The 17,115-nt window shown below is 59.3% G+C and carries 19 protein-coding genes; 17 read left to right on the forward strand and 2 right to left on the reverse strand.

The genetic code is table 11. From position 1 onward, the window contains the following. The first annotated feature begins 21 nt into the window (after positions 1–21). The 17 genes from fliF (at position 22) to INT39_RS14605 (ending at position 14,631) form a co-directional block, all read left to right on the forward strand. Positions 22–1,749 carry a flagellar basal-body MS-ring/collar protein FliF gene (fliF, locus tag INT39_RS14525; RefSeq protein ID WP_193074715.1) on the forward strand — a complete coding sequence of 576 codons (1,728 nt, stop codon included), beginning with the start codon at positions 22–24 and terminating at the stop codon, positions 1,747–1,749. Beyond that, positions 1,742–2,761, forward strand: coding sequence for a flagellar motor switch protein FliG (gene fliG / locus INT39_RS14530; protein WP_193074896.1), 1,020 nt, complete (start codon positions 1,742–1,744; stop codon positions 2,759–2,761). The genes fliF and fliG overlap by 8 nt, the downstream gene beginning before the upstream one ends. Positions 2,762–2,799: 38 nt before the next feature. Continuing rightward, entirely contained in the window at positions 2,800–3,597 is a 798-nt protein-coding gene (fliH, locus tag INT39_RS14535; RefSeq protein WP_193074716.1) for a flagellar assembly protein FliH, read from the forward strand. Continuing rightward, positions 3,584–4,933 (forward strand): flagellar protein export ATPase FliI, encoded by a 1,350-nt coding sequence (fliI, locus tag INT39_RS14540; RefSeq protein ID WP_319021367.1) that lies wholly within the window; start codon positions 3,584–3,586, stop codon positions 4,931–4,933. The genes fliH and fliI overlap by 14 nt, the downstream gene beginning before the upstream one ends. Continuing rightward, positions 4,926–5,381, forward strand: a complete 456-nt coding sequence (gene fliJ / locus INT39_RS14545) for a flagellar export protein FliJ (protein WP_193074718.1) — start codon at positions 4,926–4,928, stop codon at positions 5,379–5,381. The genes fliI and fliJ overlap by 8 nt, the downstream gene beginning before the upstream one ends. A 154-nt stretch (positions 5,382–5,535) precedes the next feature. Continuing rightward, complete coding sequence (locus INT39_RS14550) at positions 5,536–5,880, forward strand: Hpt domain-containing protein (protein WP_193074719.1); 345 nt, start codon at positions 5,536–5,538, stop codon at positions 5,878–5,880. An 80-nt stretch (positions 5,881–5,960) separates the two neighbouring features. Continuing rightward, positions 5,961–7,232: a flagellar hook-length control protein FliK gene (locus tag INT39_RS14555; RefSeq protein WP_193074720.1), complete on the forward strand. Its 1,272-nt coding sequence runs from the start codon at positions 5,961–5,963 to the stop codon at positions 7,230–7,232. Between the two features lie 255 nt (positions 7,233–7,487). Beyond that, positions 7,488–7,982, forward strand: a complete 495-nt coding sequence (locus INT39_RS14560) for a flagellar basal body-associated FliL family protein (RefSeq protein WP_193074721.1) — start codon at positions 7,488–7,490, stop codon at positions 7,980–7,982. A gap of 10 nt (positions 7,983–7,992) precedes the next feature. Next, positions 7,993–8,964 carry a flagellar motor switch protein FliM gene (gene fliM / locus INT39_RS14565; protein WP_193074722.1) on the forward strand — a complete coding sequence of 324 codons (972 nt, stop codon included), beginning with the start codon at positions 7,993–7,995 and terminating at the stop codon, positions 8,962–8,964. 51 nt (positions 8,965–9,015) lie between these two features. Continuing rightward, complete coding sequence (gene fliN / locus INT39_RS14570) at positions 9,016–9,483, forward strand: flagellar motor switch protein FliN (protein WP_193074723.1); 468 nt, start codon at positions 9,016–9,018, stop codon at positions 9,481–9,483. A 1-nt stretch (position 9,484) separates the two neighbouring features. Next, complete coding sequence (fliO, locus tag INT39_RS14575) at positions 9,485–9,910, forward strand: flagellar biosynthetic protein FliO (RefSeq protein WP_193074724.1); 426 nt, start codon at positions 9,485–9,487, stop codon at positions 9,908–9,910. Continuing rightward, positions 9,907–10,659 (forward strand): flagellar type III secretion system pore protein FliP, encoded by a 753-nt coding sequence (gene fliP, locus INT39_RS14580; protein ID WP_193074725.1) that lies wholly within the window; start codon positions 9,907–9,909, stop codon positions 10,657–10,659. The genes fliO and fliP overlap by 4 nt, the downstream gene beginning before the upstream one ends. A gap of 11 nt (positions 10,660–10,670) precedes the next feature. Beyond that, the gene (gene fliQ, locus INT39_RS14585) at positions 10,671–10,940 is read left to right on the forward strand and encodes a flagellar biosynthesis protein FliQ (RefSeq protein ID WP_193074726.1); all 270 of its coding nucleotides are present in this window, start codon (positions 10,671–10,673) and stop codon (positions 10,938–10,940) included. Beyond that, positions 10,940–11,716, forward strand: coding sequence for a flagellar biosynthetic protein FliR (fliR, locus tag INT39_RS14590; protein ID WP_193074727.1), 777 nt, complete (start codon positions 10,940–10,942; stop codon positions 11,714–11,716). Before fliQ ends, fliR begins: the two co-directional genes overlap by 1 nt. Next, entirely contained in the window at positions 11,716–12,849 is a 1,134-nt protein-coding gene (flhB, locus tag INT39_RS14595) for a flagellar biosynthesis protein FlhB (protein ID WP_193074728.1), read from the forward strand. Before fliR ends, flhB begins: the two co-directional genes overlap by 1 nt. 79 nt (positions 12,850–12,928) lie before the next feature. Further along, a complete protein-coding gene (locus INT39_RS14600) occupies positions 12,929–13,645 on the forward strand; it encodes an SIMPL domain-containing protein (RefSeq protein ID WP_193074729.1) in 717 nt (238 codons plus the stop codon). Positions 13,646–13,761: 116 nt separating this feature from the next. Beyond that, the gene (locus INT39_RS14605) at positions 13,762–14,631 is read left to right on the forward strand and encodes an alpha/beta fold hydrolase (protein ID WP_193074730.1); all 870 of its coding nucleotides are present in this window, start codon (positions 13,762–13,764) and stop codon (positions 14,629–14,631) included. A gap of 94 nt (positions 14,632–14,725) precedes the next feature. Here INT39_RS14605 and INT39_RS14610 read toward each other — a convergent pair whose 3' ends face one another. Both INT39_RS14610 and thpD read right to left on the reverse strand, forming a co-directional pair. After that, a complete protein-coding gene (locus tag INT39_RS14610) occupies positions 14,726–16,156 on the reverse strand; it encodes an aspartate kinase (protein ID WP_193074731.1) in 1,431 nt (476 codons plus the stop codon). Between the two features lie 37 nt (positions 16,157–16,193). Then, complete coding sequence (gene thpD / locus INT39_RS14615) at positions 16,194–17,111, reverse strand: ectoine hydroxylase (protein ID WP_193074732.1); 918 nt, start codon at positions 17,109–17,111, stop codon at positions 16,194–16,196. Positions 17,112–17,115 lie beyond the last annotated feature (4 nt).

Below are 17,115 nucleotides of genomic sequence, written 5' to 3' on the forward strand. Positions count from 1 at the left end.
GTTTGATCGAGGATTTGATTGATGGATGCTGCGAGCACCCCGAATACCCCCGCTACTCGACCTGACCCGGCTGCCGATACTGTGCGCAAGCCTTTCATGGGGCTGGGTTTTCTGGATAACCTGGCGCAGCTGCCGATGCTGCGTCAGTTTGCCTTGCTGGTTGGTCTGGCCGCCAGCGTGGCGATTGGTTTTGCGGTGGTGCTATGGTCGCAGCAGCCGGAATACCGGCCGCTGTACGGGAGTATGGATAACCTCGATGCCACCCAGGTAATCGAGGTGCTGCAGCAGAGCCGTATTCGTTACAAGGTCGAGCCCAGCAGTGGCGCGCTGTTGGTACAGGCGGACGATCTGGCTGACGCACGCCTGCGCCTGGCCAGTGCCGGCGTCATTCAGGGTGACGGCAATTTGGGGTTCGAGATTCTCGACCGTGAAAAGGGCTTGGGCACCAGCCAGTTCATGGAGGCTACCCAATACCGCCGTGGTCTGGAAGGTGAGATGGCGCGGACCATTTCCAGTTTGTACAACGTCAAGGCGGCGCGGGTGCATATTGCCATGCCGCGCTCCACGGTATTCGTGCGCGATGATCGCAAGCCCAGCGCCTCGGTGCTGCTGGAGATGTATGCTGGCCGCAAATTGGAGCCGGCGCAGGTCATGGCCATCGTCAATCTGGTGGCGACCAGTGTGCCCGAGCTGAGCAAGGATCAGGTCACCGTGGTCGATCAGCACGGCAACTTGCTGTCTGATCAGAACGAATTGAACGAGCTGACCATTGCCGGTCGCCAGTTCGACCATACCCGACGCCTCGAGGATACCTATACCCGCCGGGTGCACAATATCCTGCAGCCGGTGCTGGGCACCGGCAATTACAAGGCGGAAGTCTCCGCTGATGTGGATTTCAGTACCATGGAATCCACATCCGAAAACTTCAACCCCGAGTCGTCGCTGCGCAGCGAGCAGGTGGTCTCCGAGCAGCGCGCCAGCGGTCAGTCGCCACAGGGTATTCCGGGCGCCTTGAGCAACCAGCCGCCGGGTGCTACGCAGGTGCCTGAGCAGGTAATCGACCCCGAAACCGGCGAGCCGGTCGTTGTCGCACCGCCGCGTGATTCGCGAGAGCAGGCAACACGCAACTATGAGCTGGACCGGCAGATCAGCTATACCCGGCAGCAGCAGGGCCGCTTGAATCGTCTGTCCGTGGCGGTGGTAGTGGACAATCACCAGCAGGTCAACGCTGAAACCGGCGAGACGACCAGTGTGCCACTGAGCGAAGCCGAGTTGACCAGTCTGACTCAGCTTGTGCGTAACGCTGTGGGCTACGACGCGGCGCGCGGCGACAGCGTCAGCGTGGTCAACAGCGCCTTCATGCCTGCTGGCGAGGCCGCTGAACTGCCGGAGATACCGTTCTGGACCCAGCCCTGGTTCTGGGATATCGCCAAGCAGGCGTTGGGTATTCTGTTCGTGCTGGTGCTGGTATTCGGCGTGCTGCGGCCGGTACTGAAAAGCCTCAGTGGCGGTAATCGCAATGCGACTGCCGAGGGTGCTGACTACCCGGCCTTGAGTGATGCCGGATTATTGGCGGATGATTTGCGTGACGATACCGTCAGCCTGTCCGGACCGACCAGCGGGCCGGCATTGCTGCCGCCACCGGGGGCCGGATACGAGCAGCAGCTCAATGCAATCAAGGGCCTGCTGGCGGAAGATCCGGGTCGGGTAGCGCAGGTAGTCAAAGAATGGATCAATGCAGATGAGTGAAGAAGCCAAGCGTACACAGAAACTCAGCAAACTCGACAAGGCGGCGATCTTCCTGCTGAGCCTGGGTGAGTCTGATGCTGCTGCCGTATTGCGCCACATGGGCCCGAAGGAAGTACAGCGGGTCGGCAGTGCCATGGCCGGGTTGCGTACAGTACAACGTGATCATGTGCAGCAGGTAATGACGGACTTCATTGAAGTGGCTGGCGATCAGACCGGCCTCGGTGTTGGTGCCGACGGTTACATCCGCACCATGCTCACCCAGGCCCTCGGAGAGGACAAGGCCAACAGTCTGGTCGACCGCATTCTGATGGGTGGCAGCACCTCGGGACTGGACAGCCTTAAATGGATGGAGCCGCGTGCGGTGGCCGATGTCATCCGTTATGAACATCCGCAGATTCAGGCCATCGTGGTGGCCTATCTGGATCCGGACATGGCTGCCGAAGTCATAAGCTATTTCGATCACAAGGTGCGGTTGGACGTGCTGTTGCGTGTCGCTGCGCTGAATACAGTACAGCCCTCGGCGCTCAAGGAACTCAACGAGATCCTCGAAAAACAGTTCGCCGGCAACTCCAATACCACCCGCGCCAACATGGGCGGGATCAAGCGCACTGCTGACATCATGAATTATCTGGAGAGCGGCGCCGAAGCGCAGCTGATAGAATCCATCCGGGATATGGATGAGGATCTGTCGAACAAGATCGAGGATCTGATGTTCGTGTTCGACAACCTGGCCGATGTGGATGATCGCGGAATTCAGACGCTGCTGCGCGAGGTATCGACCGATGTACTGGTCATTGCGCTCAAGGGCGCCGACGAAATGATCAAGGACAAGATCTTCCGTAACATGTCCAAACGTGCCTCGGAACTGTTGCAGGACGATCTCGAGGCCAAGGGCCCGGTGCGTATCAGCGAAGTGGAAGCGGCGCAGAAGGAAGTGCTCGCCATCGCCCGCCGTATGGCCGACGCCGGAGAAATCGTGCTCGGTGGCAAGGGCTCCGAGGAAATGATCTGACGAAGTCCTGCACTGCGCGGATGCAGAGGTGACAGAAAATGACCGAGAAAAAGGACAGCGAGCTGATTCGCGCGGACCAGTTGCAGGTTTTCAACCTCTGGGATATGCCCAGTTTTGATGAAGCACCGCACCATGTGCCGCTTGATGACAAGGAGCCGGAGGAGGTGCTGGAGCCGGAATTAGAGGCCCCGGCTGCGGACGAGCCATTTGACGAGCCGGAGGTGAAACCTTTCACCGTCGAAGAGCTCGAGCAGATTCGCGCCGAAGCCTATAACGAAGGTTTTGCCACTGGTGAGCGTGACGGCTTCCATTCTGGTCAGCTGAAGGCTCAACAGGAAGCCAAGACTCGCGTGGACGCCCGGCTGGCCGAGCTGGAGGGGATTATGGCTCAACTGCTGGAGCCGATGAACCAGCAGGATGAGCAGATCGAAGATATGCTGCTGCAGCTGCTGGAAAGCATGGTTCGCCAGGTCATACAGCGCGAACTGCACAGCGACTCCAGTCAGATTGCACAGGTGTTGCGCGGGGCGCTCAAGGCGCTGCCGATGGGGGCTGACAACATTCGCATCTACCTCAATCCCGCCGACTTCGAGACGGTGAAGCAGATCCGTGAGCGCCATGAAGAAAACTGGCGCCTGCTTGAGGATGATCAGTTGCTGCCCGGCGGCTGTCGCGTCGAGACCGAGCACAGCCAGGTGGATGCCACCCGCGAGACACGTCTGCAGCAGATCATCGAACAGCTTTACGAACAACAGCGCGAACAGCGTGCGCATCCCCCCGAACCCGATCTGATCATTGATGCCGTTCCAACGGAGGCTGACAGTGGGCAGGCCTGAGCGCATCAGCTTTGCCCGACGCCTCTCGCGTTACACCGTCGCTACCGAGTTGCCTGCAGCGCCTGTAGTCGAAGGTCGTCTGATCCGCATGGTCGGCCTGACCCTGGAAGCCGAAGGACTGCAGGCAGCGGTTGGCAGCCGCTGCGTGGTGATCAATGAAACCCCGCAGGGCGAAACCCGCGTCGAAGCTGAAGTCATGGGCTTTTCCGGCAGTAAAATCTACCTGATGCCGGTGGATCGCATGCAAGGTCTGCAGCCCGGCGCGCGGGTGGTGCCTTCTGCCGGTGGCGGCAAGTTGCCGATGGGTAGCGACATGCTGGGCCGGGTGCTCGACGGTATTGGTCGTCCGCTGGATGGCAAGGGCGCCTTCAAATGCGAAGACTGGGTCGACCTCAGCGGCCCGGTGATCAACCCGCTCAAACGTCATCCCATCGAAGAGCCACTGGATGTGGGTATTCGCTCGATCAACAGCATACTTACCGTGGGGCGCGGCCAGCGTCTCGGCCTGTTTGCCGGCAGTGGCGTAGGCAAGAGTGTGTTGCTGGGCATGATGACGCGTTTTACCGAGGCGGATATCACCATCGTCGGCCTGATCGGTGAGCGGGGCCGTGAAGTCAAGGAGTTCATCGAACAGATTCTTGGCGAAGAAGGTATGGCCCGCTCGGTGGTGGTCGCCTCGCCAGCCGATGATGCGCCCTTGATGCGCCTGCGTGCAGCCATGTATTGCACTCGGGTGGCCGAGTATTTCCGTGACAGAGGCAAGAACGTCTTGCTGTTGATGGATTCGCTGACCCGCTTTGCGCAGGCCCAGCGCGAGATTGCCCTGGCCATCGGCGAGCCGCCGGCGACCAAAGGTTATCCGCCATCGGTATTCGCCAAATTACCGGCACTGGTCGAACGTGCCGGTAATGCGGAGGAGGGCGGTGGTTCGATTACTGCGTTCTACACCGTGCTGTCCGAAGGTGACGACCAGCAGGATCCGATTGCCGACGCCTCGCGGGCAATCCTCGATGGCCACGTGGTGCTGTCACGGCGACTCGCCGAGGAGGGGCATTATCCGGCAATTGATATCGAAGCCTCGATCAGCCGCGCCATGCCGCAGATAGTGCCACCTGAGCATCTGCAGCAGGCCCAGTTGCTCAAACAGTTATATGCCCGTTACCAGCAGAATCGTGACCTGATCAGCGTGGGTGCCTATGTCGCCGGCTCGGACCCGATGACTGACAAGGCCATTGCCAAGATTCCCGGCATTCAGGGCTTTCTGCGCCAGGGTCTGCGTGAGAGCTTCAATCTCACCGATAGTCGCGCTGCCATGGAGCAACTGATCAATGAGTGACAGCCGTGTGCGACGCATGGCGCCCGTGCTGGATCTGGCGCTGGAAGAAGAGAAGAAGGCCGCTGGTATGCTCGGTGAATGTCAGAAGCAGCTTGATGATGCGTCCCTCCGGTTGCGTGATCTGGAACATTACAGCGGCGAATACGCCAAGGGTTGGAGCCAGCGCGGCGGGGAAGGGGTCGGGCGCGATTGGCTGATCAACTATCAGGCTTTCATGGCGCAGATGCAGGCGGCTATCGAACAGCAGAAGCAGACCTTGGGCTGGCATCAACAGAGTCTGGAGCGCGCGCGGGACACATGGCGCCAACGCTATCAACGGGTCGAAGCCCTGCGCAAGTTGATTGCCGGCTATCGAGAAGAAGCCCGGGCTCGAGCCGATAAACAGGAACAAAAGCTGCTGGATGAGCTGACTCAACGGGCCTTCGCCCATCGCCGACAACCCGATTGAAGTATGTGTTCAGTATGTGAGCCAGTTGGCATTTACATAAAAGGGTAACCTGTCGAGCGTAGCCTTTACCGGGTTGCTTGGGCATACTCCTGTCGCGCTTCGTGACCAGCGTTGTATGTTTGACCCCCGTTGATTTCTTTACCGGATGCCCCCCATGCCTGAACGACTTTCCGATCTCGATCCGGATGTGCAGACCATGCTCCGTGACCTGATGCAGGATGAGTACGGTATGTTGCTGCAGACCTTTCTGCAGGACACTGACCGGCGCTTATGCCAATTGCATGAGAACCTCGACCGCAATAACTGGGAAGGCTTTCGCCAGGCTGCCCACAGCTTCAAGGGTAGTTGCGGCAATATGGGCGCGCTGGCTCTGCTTCAGGCCTGTCAGCAAGCCGAGGAGGCGGCGGCGAATGCCGACTCTATCACCGCAGCCAATGTCTGCGACCTGATTGACCGCCTCTGCCTGCGCATCAGACCCCAGCTCACCTGCCACCACTGACCGCTCCCTGAGTTTGTGGCCCGGACCTTGCTATATCCATGTATCGCACGTGATTTTTGCGCCTTCATGGAGAATGTCCGATGTCCGCCAGCCACCCCTTGATGGCTCTGATGAGTACCGATGTGCGGCCGACCGCTCGGGTCGATAATGCCCGCGCCGCGTTGCCTGCAGACAGTCACGCTGATTTTGCCGGCTTGTTGGCCGAGCAGCTGCCGGCGGAGCTGAAGTCGGCATTGAATCAGTTGAGCGCTGAACAGCTGGCTGCTCTGGAGCAGGCCACGCTTGCCGCAGACGGCAAGACCTTGCCGCCACAGCTGCAGGATTGGCTGGAGCATTTGCCGCTGGAAGGTGAGGTGGCTGAGCAGACTGGCGAGGGTGCGCTCGGTGTCATCGGGCAATGGATGCAATGGTCGCAGGAGCCAGCCAGCCCGAACGCGGGGCAGGCGCAGACATCCGCAGCAGCTGGAACAACAACGTATACATTGGGTGGTCGCGAGGCAGCCAGCGGTATGCAATTGGCTGTCGATGGCGACGCGGCGGATCCAGACATGGAAAGCGGGCAGCGCGGTCGTGAACAGTCAGCCAGGGAGCAGCTGGACCGGCAGCTGAGCAGAGAGCAGCCGCTCACCAATGATCTGAATCGGCCGTCACGCCAGGCTGTCAACGCTCAACAGAATGCCCAGCAGGATTTTTCCGCCGCGCTGCAGCGCGCCGCTGGCAGCACCGCTGAAAACCAGCTGCTGTCGTCAGCCATGCTCGGAAAACTCGCAGAGCAGCTGGAGCGGACCAGCAGTCGTAGCAGCGGTGAAATCGATACGCTCGATGGTCTGGCGCGACCGGGCTCCTATAGTGCCGCCGCCGCGGCATTGACCGCGCGCCCGGTAGCTGCGCCGACGCAAGCCATGGGTGTACCCTTCGGTCAGCCGAGCTGGGGCGAGGCGATGGTTGAGAAGGTCATGTGGATGTCCAGCCAGAACCTGCGCAGCGTTGAAATTCAACTGGACCCCGCCGAGCTGGGTCCGCTGGAAATTCACATCCAGCAACGTGGTCAGGAATTGCAGGTTCAGTTTGTCAGTCAGAATCCATCCGTACGTGAGGCCCTGGAAGCCCAGATGCATCGGCTGCGTGACATGTTCGGGCAGCAGGGAATGGAACAGGCGGATGTTACCGTGGCTGATCGTTCTGCAGGCGAGCAGTCGCGCCAAGGGGATGGTCGGCCGTCTGAACGAAGCATCGCTCAGACGCAGGGCAGCAGCGCTCTCAATGCCGGCAGCAATGGCGATATCGATGAGCAACCAAGGTCCGCAGCACAATGGTCGCCGGCTCAGCGGCTGGTGGATTATTACGCCTGACGCCAGGCCGAGATGAGTCTGGCCGGGCATTACCCCGGCCAGAGTTGTCTCAGATAATCTTTGTCGAGATGGAGCTCTTCTCTGCCGGCGCTTATTTCCTCTCTGAAGTGCTCGGAATATAAGACATTTCCCACCCATGGCTTTATCCTAGCCGGGCATCTGCAGCCAGCGGCTGCGAGTGCGGCATTTCTGGCATGATCAATGCAGATATTCATATAAACGGGCTTGGCCCGCATTTGGCGACGGAATTTTGTCATGGCAAAGAATCAGGCAGGGGCTGTGGAAACGGCGCCATCCAACAAGCGCAAACAGCTGATACTGATCTGCATCGGTCTGGCAGCATTGCTGCTTTCTGCCGGCGGAGTGGCTTATGCGTTGCTGGCGAACAAGGGCGACAGCACCGCCGCCGTCAGTCAGGAAGCTGTCAAACTGCCGGCGTTGTATCAGCCGTTGGAGCCCGCTTTTACTGTGAACTATGCTCATGGCGGTCGGCAGCGTTACATGCAGGCCAACGTAGTGCTGATGGGGCGTGATCCGGAAGCGATGGCCGCCGCGGCCGAGCATCTGCCATTGATCCGCAACCAACTGGTCATGCTGTTCAGCAGCGCGGAATTTGAAACCCTGATGACGGCTGAAGGCAAGGAGGCGTTGCGCGCACAGGCAACCCTCGCAGTGCAGGAACTGATGGAACAGGAACTCGGCAAGCCGGCTATCGAATCGGTACTGTTCACCAATCTGGTTCTGCAATAGGAATAAGAATATGGCGGTTCAGGATCTACTTTCCCAAGATGAAATCGATGCGCTGCTGCACGGCGTTGATGAAGGCGTCATCGACGACGAGCAGAACGGTGAGCCGGGCGCGGTCAAAAGTTATGATCTGACCAGCCAGGATCGCATCGTACGTGGTCGCATGCCCACGCTGGAAATGATCAACGAGCGCTTTGCCCGTTACACCCGCATCAGCATGTTCAACCTGTTGCGCCGCTCTGCCGATGTGTCGGTAGGTGGAGTACAGGTGATGAAGTTCGGTGAATACGTGCATACCCTGTATGTGCCGACCAGCCTCAACCTGGTGAAGATGAAGCCGCTGCGTGGCACAGCGCTGTTCATTCTGGATGCCCGATTGGTATTCAAGCTGGTCGACAACTTCTTCGGTGGCGATGGTCGGCATGCCAAGATCGAGGGGCGCGAATTCACTCCCACCGAGCTGCGCGTGGTACGCATGGTGCTGGAGCAGTCCTTCGCCGACCTGCGTGAGGCTTGGCAGGCGGTCAAGGACGTGCAGTTCGAGTACGTCAACTCGGAGGTCAACCCGGCGCTGGCCAATATCGTCAGCCCCAGCGAAGTGGTGGTGGTTTCTACTTTCCATATCGAGCTCGATGGGGGCGGCGGCGAGATGCATGTGACTATGCCCTATTCGATGATCGAGCCGCTGCGCGAGGTGTTGGATTCGGGCGTGCAGTCGGATGTGGATGAACATGACGAGCGCTGGGTGCGGGCATTGCGCGAGGAAATCACTGCAGCCAAGGTGCCGCTCAGTGCCTCTGTGGTGCGCCGCGAACTCAAATTACGTGACCTGCTGAGCATGCAGGCGGGTGATGTTATACCCGTGGAAATGCCCGAGCACATGGTGATGTGCGCCAACGGTGTGCCTACCTTCAAGGCCCGGTTGGGTTCGGTGAAGGGCAATCTGGCACTGCAGATTCTCGGGCCGATCACGCGTCCGCGCTGATCGATTCGTAACAGCAGCACTTTTGACAGAGATAAATGAGGATCAGGCAAGATGGCTGAGGACAAACAGGACGACATCAGTCCGGAAGAGCAGGCACTGGCTGATGAATGGGCTGCCGCACTCGATGAGGCTGGGAATGCAAGTCAGGACGACATCGACGCAATGCTGGCCGACAACGGCGGCTCCAAGCCGCTGCCCATGGAGGAGTTCAGTGCTTCCGAGCGTCGTCCATCGGGTGAGCTGTTTGGTGGTGCTGATGGCCCGAATCTGGATGTGATTCTGGATATTCCGGTGACTATCTCGATGGAAGTGGGTGACACCAACATCACCATCCGCAATCTGCTGCAGCTCAATCAGGGCTCGGTGGTGGAGCTGGACCGACTGGCGGGTGAACCGCTGGACGTGAAGGTCAATGGCACCCTGATCGCCCATGGCGAAGTGGTGGTGGTCAACGAGAAGTTCGGCATCCGCCTGACTGATGTGATCAGCCAGTCCGAACGTATCAAGAAGTTGAGCTGATATGCGTCTGCTGCGTGCGCTGACTGCCGCGCTGACGGTATCTGTACCCTTGCCGTTATTCGCTGCGCCGGCGGCGCAAGGCGAATCCGGTACAACGCTGACCGGGCAGCTGGCCCAGTTGGGTATGGGCCTGATCATCGTGGTCGGGCTGATTTTTCTGCTTGGCTATCTGATGCGCCGTGTCGGTCCGATGGCCCCACAGGGCGGGCAGCATATTCAGGTGATCAGCAGCTACCCGCTGGGGCCGCGTGATCGTCTGGTGCTGGTCGACGTTGGCGGGCAACAGATGCTACTGGGTATCTCACCGGGGCGCATCAACACCCTGCATGTATTCGATGAACCCGTGGCCGATGCCGAAGGCGGTGCAGTGGGTGGCGATTTTGCACGTAAGCTGCAGGCGATACTCAAGCGGGAGCGTAAGCCATGATCCGCTGGAGTCTGGTGTTGCTGATGTTGTTGGCACCCTCGGTATTCGCGCAATCGGCGGGTGATCCGCTGAGTTTGCCGGCCATTACCCTGACCACCGACGCCGAGGGCGAGCAGACCTATTCGGTCAGTCTGCAGATTCTGCTGCTGATGAGCGCGCTGACGTTCATCCCGGCATTTGTCATGATGATGACCAGCTTTACCCGGATCATCATCGTATTCGCCATTTTGCGTCAGGCGCTGGGGCTGCAGTCCACGCCGTCGAGTCAGATCCTGGTGGGGTTGGCGCTGTTTCTGACGCTGTTCATCATGGCGCCGGTATTCGAACGAATCAATGAAAGTGCACTGCAGCCGTATCTGAACGAGCAGCTGACGCCGCCACAGGCACTGGAGCAGGCGAGTGAACCGCTGCGCGAGTTCATGCTGGCGCAGACCCGTGAAACGGATCTGGAACTCTTTGTTCGCCTGGCCAAGCGCACCGATCTGGCCGGTCCGGAAGACGTGCCGTTCCACATTCTGGTGCCGGCCTTCGTTACCTCCGAGCTGAAAACGGCTTTCCAGATCGGCTTCATGATCTTCATTCCGTTTCTGGTGATTGATCTGGTGGTCGCCAGTGTCTTGATGGCCATGGGTATGATGATGCTGTCGCCCTTGATCATCTCGTTGCCATTCAAGATCATGCTGTTTGTGCTGGTGGATGGCTGGGCGTTGATCATAGGTACCCTGGCCGCCAGTTTCGCGGTCACATAGGAGCAACGCGAATGACGCCTGAAATCGCTGTTGATCTGTTCCGTCAGGCGATCTGGCTGACCACCGTGATGGTGGCGGTCATTGTCCTGCCGAGCCTGGCGGTAGGTCTGATCGTGGCGGTATTTCAGGCCGCTACTCAGATCAACGAACAGACTCTGAGCTTCCTCCCCCGCCTGCTGTTCACTTTCATGACCTTGATTGCTTTAGGTCCCTGGCTGGTTCGCCAGCTGATCGAGTTCACCGAGCAGCTGTACCACAATATCCCCGGATTGATTGGCTGATGATCGAGTTGGCCGGCAGCGATATCGGCCGCTGGGTGGCTGGCTACCTGTGGGTGCTGTTTCGTATCGGCGCGCTGTTCATGACCATGCCGGTGATAGGCACAGCCTTGATCCCGATGCGCATCCGCCTGTATTTCGCGGTGGCGCTGACCGCCCTGGTGGCGCCGCAGATTGCCAATGTACCCCAGCTGGATGCGCTGGCGCTGAGCACCTGGGTGGTGATCGGCGAGCAGATCCTGATTGGTGCGGCAATGGGGTTTCTGCTGCAGTTGCTGTTCCAGATCCATGTGGTGGCCGGACAGATCATCGCCATGCAGATGGGGCTGGGTTTCGCCTCGATGAACGATCCGGCCATGGGTATTTCCGTGGCGGTGGTGGCGCAGGTGTTCACCATGTTGATCACGCTGCTGTTTCTGGCGATGAATGGGCATCTGGTGGTCATCGAGGTGCTGGTCGAGAGCTTCACCACCTTGCCCATTGGCGAGACGCTGCAGGCCGCGCACTTCCAGACGCTGGTGCTGCGGTTTTCCTGGGTGATGGCGGCGGCACTGCTGATCGGTCTGCCCGCCATTACCGCACTGTTGATCGTCAACTTGTCCTTCGGGGTGATGATGCGCGCCGCGCCGCAGCTGAACATCTTCTCCATCGGCTTTCCGCTGACCCTGGTTTTTGGTTTGTTCATCCTCTGGGTATTGCTCGGCGCCGCGGCGGAGCAGTATCACCTGTTTGCTTCTGAAACGCTGATCTGGCTGCGTGAAATGGTCGGAGCGCGCTGATGGCCGAAGATAGCGGTCAGGAACGCACAGAAGACCCCACGGCGAAACGCCAGAAGGAGTCCCGCGAGAAAGGGCAGGTGGCGCGTTCCAAGGAACTGAACACCCTGGCGGTGGTGATGGTCGCCGCGCTGGGGCTGTTGCTGCTCGGCCCGGAAATGGCTCGCAAGTTGATGGATCTGATGGTCTACAACTTCTCGCTGGAGCGTGAGGTGCTGTTCAGCACCGATACCATGGGACTGCATTTACTGGTTTCCATCCGTCAGGGTTTTAGCGTCCTGGGTCCACTGTTTCTGATGCTCCTGATCGCTGCGCTGGTCGGTCCGGTGATGCTCGGCGGCTGGTTGTTCAGTGCCAAGCTGCTGGCACCCAAAGGGGAGCGACTCAATCCGCTGGCAGGTATCAAGCGCATGTTCTCGATCAAGGCGTTGGTTGAGCTGCTCAAGGCGCTGGGCAAGTTCTTCGTCGTGCTCGCCATGGCATTGCTGGTGCTCTATATGCGCACCGACGACCTGCTGGCGCTGAGCAATGAATCCCTGCCCGGAGCGATTTTCCACAGCGGCTGGGTGCTGGGCACCTCGCTATTGCTGCTGGCCTGCTCATTGATCCTGATTGCTGCGGTGGATGTCCCATTTCAGATATGGGACAACAAGCAGAAGACGCGCATGACCAAGCAGGAGGTGCGTGACGAGTACAAGGATTCCGAAGGCAAACCCGAGGTCAAGTCGCGGGTGCGGCAACTGCAGCGGGAAATGGCCGAGCGACGGATGATGGGCGAAGTGCCCAAGGCCGATGTGGTGATTACCAACCCGACGCACTATGCGGTGGCGCTGAAATACGATCCGGTGCAATCTGGCGCACCTGTGGTGCTGGCCAAGGGCGCGGATTTTCTGGCACAGAAGATTCGCGAAGTGGCGAGCGAGCACGATGTAATCGTTCTGGAGTCCCCGCCGTTGGCGCGAGCGGTGTACTACAGTACCGAGCTGGATCAGCCGATTCCCGCCGGCCTGTACCTGGCGGTAGCGCAGGTACTGGCCTATGTCTACCAGGTACGCCAGTTCCAGGAAGGTAAGGGCAAGCGGCCCGAGCCGATGCCCGAGCCGCCGATACCGGATGATCTGCGCAAGGATGAGTGATGGGCAGTTTGCCGCTTGTGGCTTGCGACCGGGGCGGGTATAAGCAGAACAATTGATACTCATAAACAGGAGCAGGTCGATGTCTGACAGTTCACGTATTTCATTCTTTGCAGTAGTGGCGGCGGCATTATTGGCGTTGGCGCTGGCCTTCATGGCGGTGAGTATCAAGACTGGCCTGCTGCAGTTTCGCGATGCCGATCGGGTGGTCAGCGTCAAGGGTCTGGCTGAGCGCACGGTGGAAGCGGACCTGGCGCTGTGGCCGATCAACTTCACGGTATTGGGCGATGGCCTGGATGCGCTGCAGAGTGATATCGAAACCCAGCAGAATCTGATTCGCTCCTTCTTGTTGCTCAAGGGGTTTGCTGAAGGTGAACTGCAGCTCGCCATGCCGAAGATTACCGATCAGCACGCCAACCTGTATGGCTCGAACATGCCGCCGCAGCGCTATCGTGCCGAGGTGACTGTGCTGGTGCGTACCGGAAACATCGAACAGGTCAAAAGCGGCATGCAGAGCGTTGGTGAGCTGGTCAAATCCGGGGTTGCGCTGACCCAGAGCTACGAACATCAGCCGCAGTTCATTTTCACCGAGCTCAATTCGATCAAGCCGGAAATGATCGCGCAGGCTACTCAGGAGGCGAGGGCGGCAGCGGACCAGTTTGCCCGCGATGCCGGCGCGGAGGTCGGGAGTATCCGTCGGGCTTCCCAGGGTTACTTCTCGATTGAAGATGTGGATCCCTATACGCCGGAAATCAAGAAGGTACGCGTGGTCACCAGCGTGGACTATATCCTGCGCTGAGTGGCGCTCAGGGCAGATCGCTCGATCTGTCCGTTGCCCAATAAGCGCAGCGGAGCCTGACAGTCGGGCGCCCGCGTAATAGACTGGTGCACCCTGTTTGAGAAAGTGGTGTGTTGATGACGTTGTTGCCTTGGTCTCACCTGTGTTCCGCCGGCTTCACTCTGCGTGGCTGGCATACTCCCCCCAGCGGTAAGCCGCTACTGCATTTCATTCATGGCAATGGGTTCTGCTGCCGTACCTACGAGCCGATGCTGACGCTGCTTGCCGAACATTTCGACCTGTGGTTGTGCGACATGCAAGGCCATGGTGACAGCGATCATGGTGGTGCCTTCGTTGGCTGGAACCGCAGCGCTGAACTGGCGGTGGAAGCCTTTGTCGCTGGCAAGGCGATATTCGGTCAGGCACCGCGTTATGCGCTGGGCCACAGTTTTGGTGGTGTGATGACCAGCCTGATCCTGGCTGCCCATCCTCAGCTATTTCAACGTGCGGTGTTGCTGGATCCGGTGCTCTTCCCGCGACGGGAGATACTCAAACGCCAATGGTTGGGCTGGATGGTAAGTAATCCGCTGGCTGAGGGCACGCGCAAGCGGCGCAGTCAGTGGGAGGATCGCCAGACCGCTTTCGGCAGGTTGCAGGGGCGAGGCATTTTCCAAGGCTGGGAAGAGGAGGGTTTGCGCGCGCATATCGAACATGCGTTGCGTGACGAACCGGAGCAGGGTGTGGTACTGAAGTGCGCGCCCAACCGCGAGGCTGAGGTATTCGAGTCCGCACCCCATGGCTTGTGGCAGGCGCTGAGCCGGATTCAGACGCCAGTGCGGCTGATTCATGGTGATCAGACCTATCCCTTCGTGCAGCAGTCGGCTGGGCGCTTGTCCGCTACCAACGCGCACGTCACTGTCGAGCAGTTGCCCGGCGGGCATTGTTTCATGCAGGAGAATGCGCAGCTGGCGGCGCAGCGGGTGGTTGGATCTCTGTTGCCGCAATAATTTGGCGCGCTCCGGCGTCCGAGCAGGCGTTCCCACGCGGAGCGTGGGAACGATCAATGGTGGCAGGTCTGGTGGGAGCCCCGAGGTGGTGGACTCAGGCGGCGACGATCACGTCGCCGTGGTTCTCTGGTTCGATCAGTGCCTGGTGCAGCGCTACCACGGCGGCATCATAATCTTCTTCATTGATGATGCACTGCATTTCCACCTGACGAATCGACTGGTGAATGGCCTGGATGCTGATATCGGCCTTGGCCAGTGCCGCGACCGTTTTGGCCAGAATACCCTTGACCTTGAGGTCGGAACCGATGGCCGAGACGATGGCGATGTTGTGCAGGTGCAGATCGGCCATCGGGTAACGCTCCTTGATCAGGCGAATGGCCCGAGTCAGCGCTTTGCGCGAGCCGGAGATATAGTAGGTGATGCTGTTGGCATCTGAATCCTTGTTCACTACATAGAGTTTCAGCTGCTTGAGCAGGCGGGTGATCTCGATGTCATAGCCGACATCACCCAGCATCTCCTGGTCGAACACTTCCAGTCCGAAAACATCCTTGCGACCGGCGATGATTTCCACGCAGGGCTTCTCGCTGCAGTAGTTCTGGCTGATGGTGGTGCCGCCATGATCCGGCTCGAAGGCATTCTTGATGCGCAGCTGAATCCCGGCCCGACGCAGGGTGCGTGCCGCTCTGGGGTGGATGGCTTCCATACCCAGGTTGGACAGCTGGTCGGCCACGTCATAGTTGGTGCGGCCGATGGTCACCACCTTGTCGACACCCACCTGATTCGGGTCGGCGCTGGACAGGTGATACTCCTTGTGAATGATCGCTTCGCGGGCGCCCGTGCTGGCAGCAATCTGCGCGAAGGTGATTTCGCTGTAGCCGCGGTCGAAGGTATTCATCAGGCCTTCACCGCAATGCGTGTAACCGGTGGCAACCACCAGCTCGCGGTTGAGGTCGATCCCGGCGAAGCTGTCGCTGATCATGTCCTGGAAGGTTTTGGGTTCGCTCTGGTTCCAGCCGGTCAGGTCGACCATGCGCGCGTTCACGTTGCTTTTCTTCAGCGCCAATACGGTATTGAAGGCACTGTGCGCTTCGCCCAACGAGGCGAGCATTTCGCGGACCTTGATCAACTGGCCGGTCAGCTGGAAGTGCCCGTAGGAACACAGTTGCTGAAGGCTCAGCATGCAGTCGCGGGCATCATTGATACGGCCGTTGATGAAGCGGTCGGCTGCCTGGCGTTCATAGTCGGTGCTGAACAACTCGGCATTCTTTTCCAGCATGCGCTCACGGACTTTTTCCAGAGCGTCGGCCCAGGCGTCTTCATTGTCTGCATCAGCGAAGCGTTCATACACGCCAGGCTCGCCGCTTTTCTTGTGCTCGAGCAGCAGGTCGGTCATGCCGCCATAGGCGGAGACCACGAAGATGCGATTATATAATTCAGCGTTACGACGCTCGCCGATAAAGAGGGTGTCCAGTACTTCGTCGAAGCGGCTCATTGAAGTGCCGCCGATTTTTTCTACTGTATGCATAATCCCGGTTCTTTTTTGAAATGAATGTCGTCCCTGCTCACGGATACTGCTGGGGACCGATCTCCAACGGCTCGACCGGGCCGCGCTCGGCGACGAAGTCGGGACGTGGCGGCCTGCCGTCAAAAGGCGTGGTCGGCCGGTTGTCCACATGGTTGTAGACGAAAAACAGATTGCTGCGGGGGCTTGGAGCAATGTTGCTGTTGGACCCGTGCAGGGTATTGCAGTCGAACAGCACTATGCTGCCAGCCTTGCCGGTGGCTTGTGCAATGCCACCACGCTCAACCAGTTTGCTGAGGCTGTCATCATCCGGAATACCAAACTCCTGTCGGCGCAGGGAGCTTTCATAATGGTTTTCCGGCGTTTCTCCGACGCAGCCGATATAGTGTTCATGCGAGCCTGGAATCAGCATCAATGGGCCATTCCAGTGGTGATTGTCGGTCAGGAGCACAGAGCAACTGATGGTGCGCATGCGCGGCAGGCCGTCCTCGGTGTGCCAGGTTTCGAAGTCGGAGTGCCAATAGAACTCCTTGCCCTTGAAACCCGGTTTGAGATTGAGCCTGGACTGATGGACGTAAATGTCGCCGTCCAGCAGAAAGCGAACCAGTCCAGCGGTGCGTTCATCCTGAGCCACTCGGGCCAGCAGCGGATTGCTGTGGTGAATGGCGAACACTGAGCGCAGTGCGCCGCTGCCGGGTTCGCGAATGGCAGCAGGTGATGCCAGCACATCGGGGTCGCGGCTCATGCGCTCAAGCTCCTGCTTGAAGATGGCCACTTCCGCTGCGGTGAAAACGTCCGGCAGAACCAGAAAGCCATCGCGCTCGAAGCGCGACAGCTGTTCTGTGGTCAGCGGGCCATTGTGCGGATTGTTCCGGTAGATCACCGGGTCCATCCGTTGTTGCCAGCTGGGTGCTATGTGCTGGCGTGACGGGTAAAGGTCAGCTTGCACGGTAGACATTGCG

Source organism: Pseudomonas sp. FME51 (assembly GCF_014897305.1).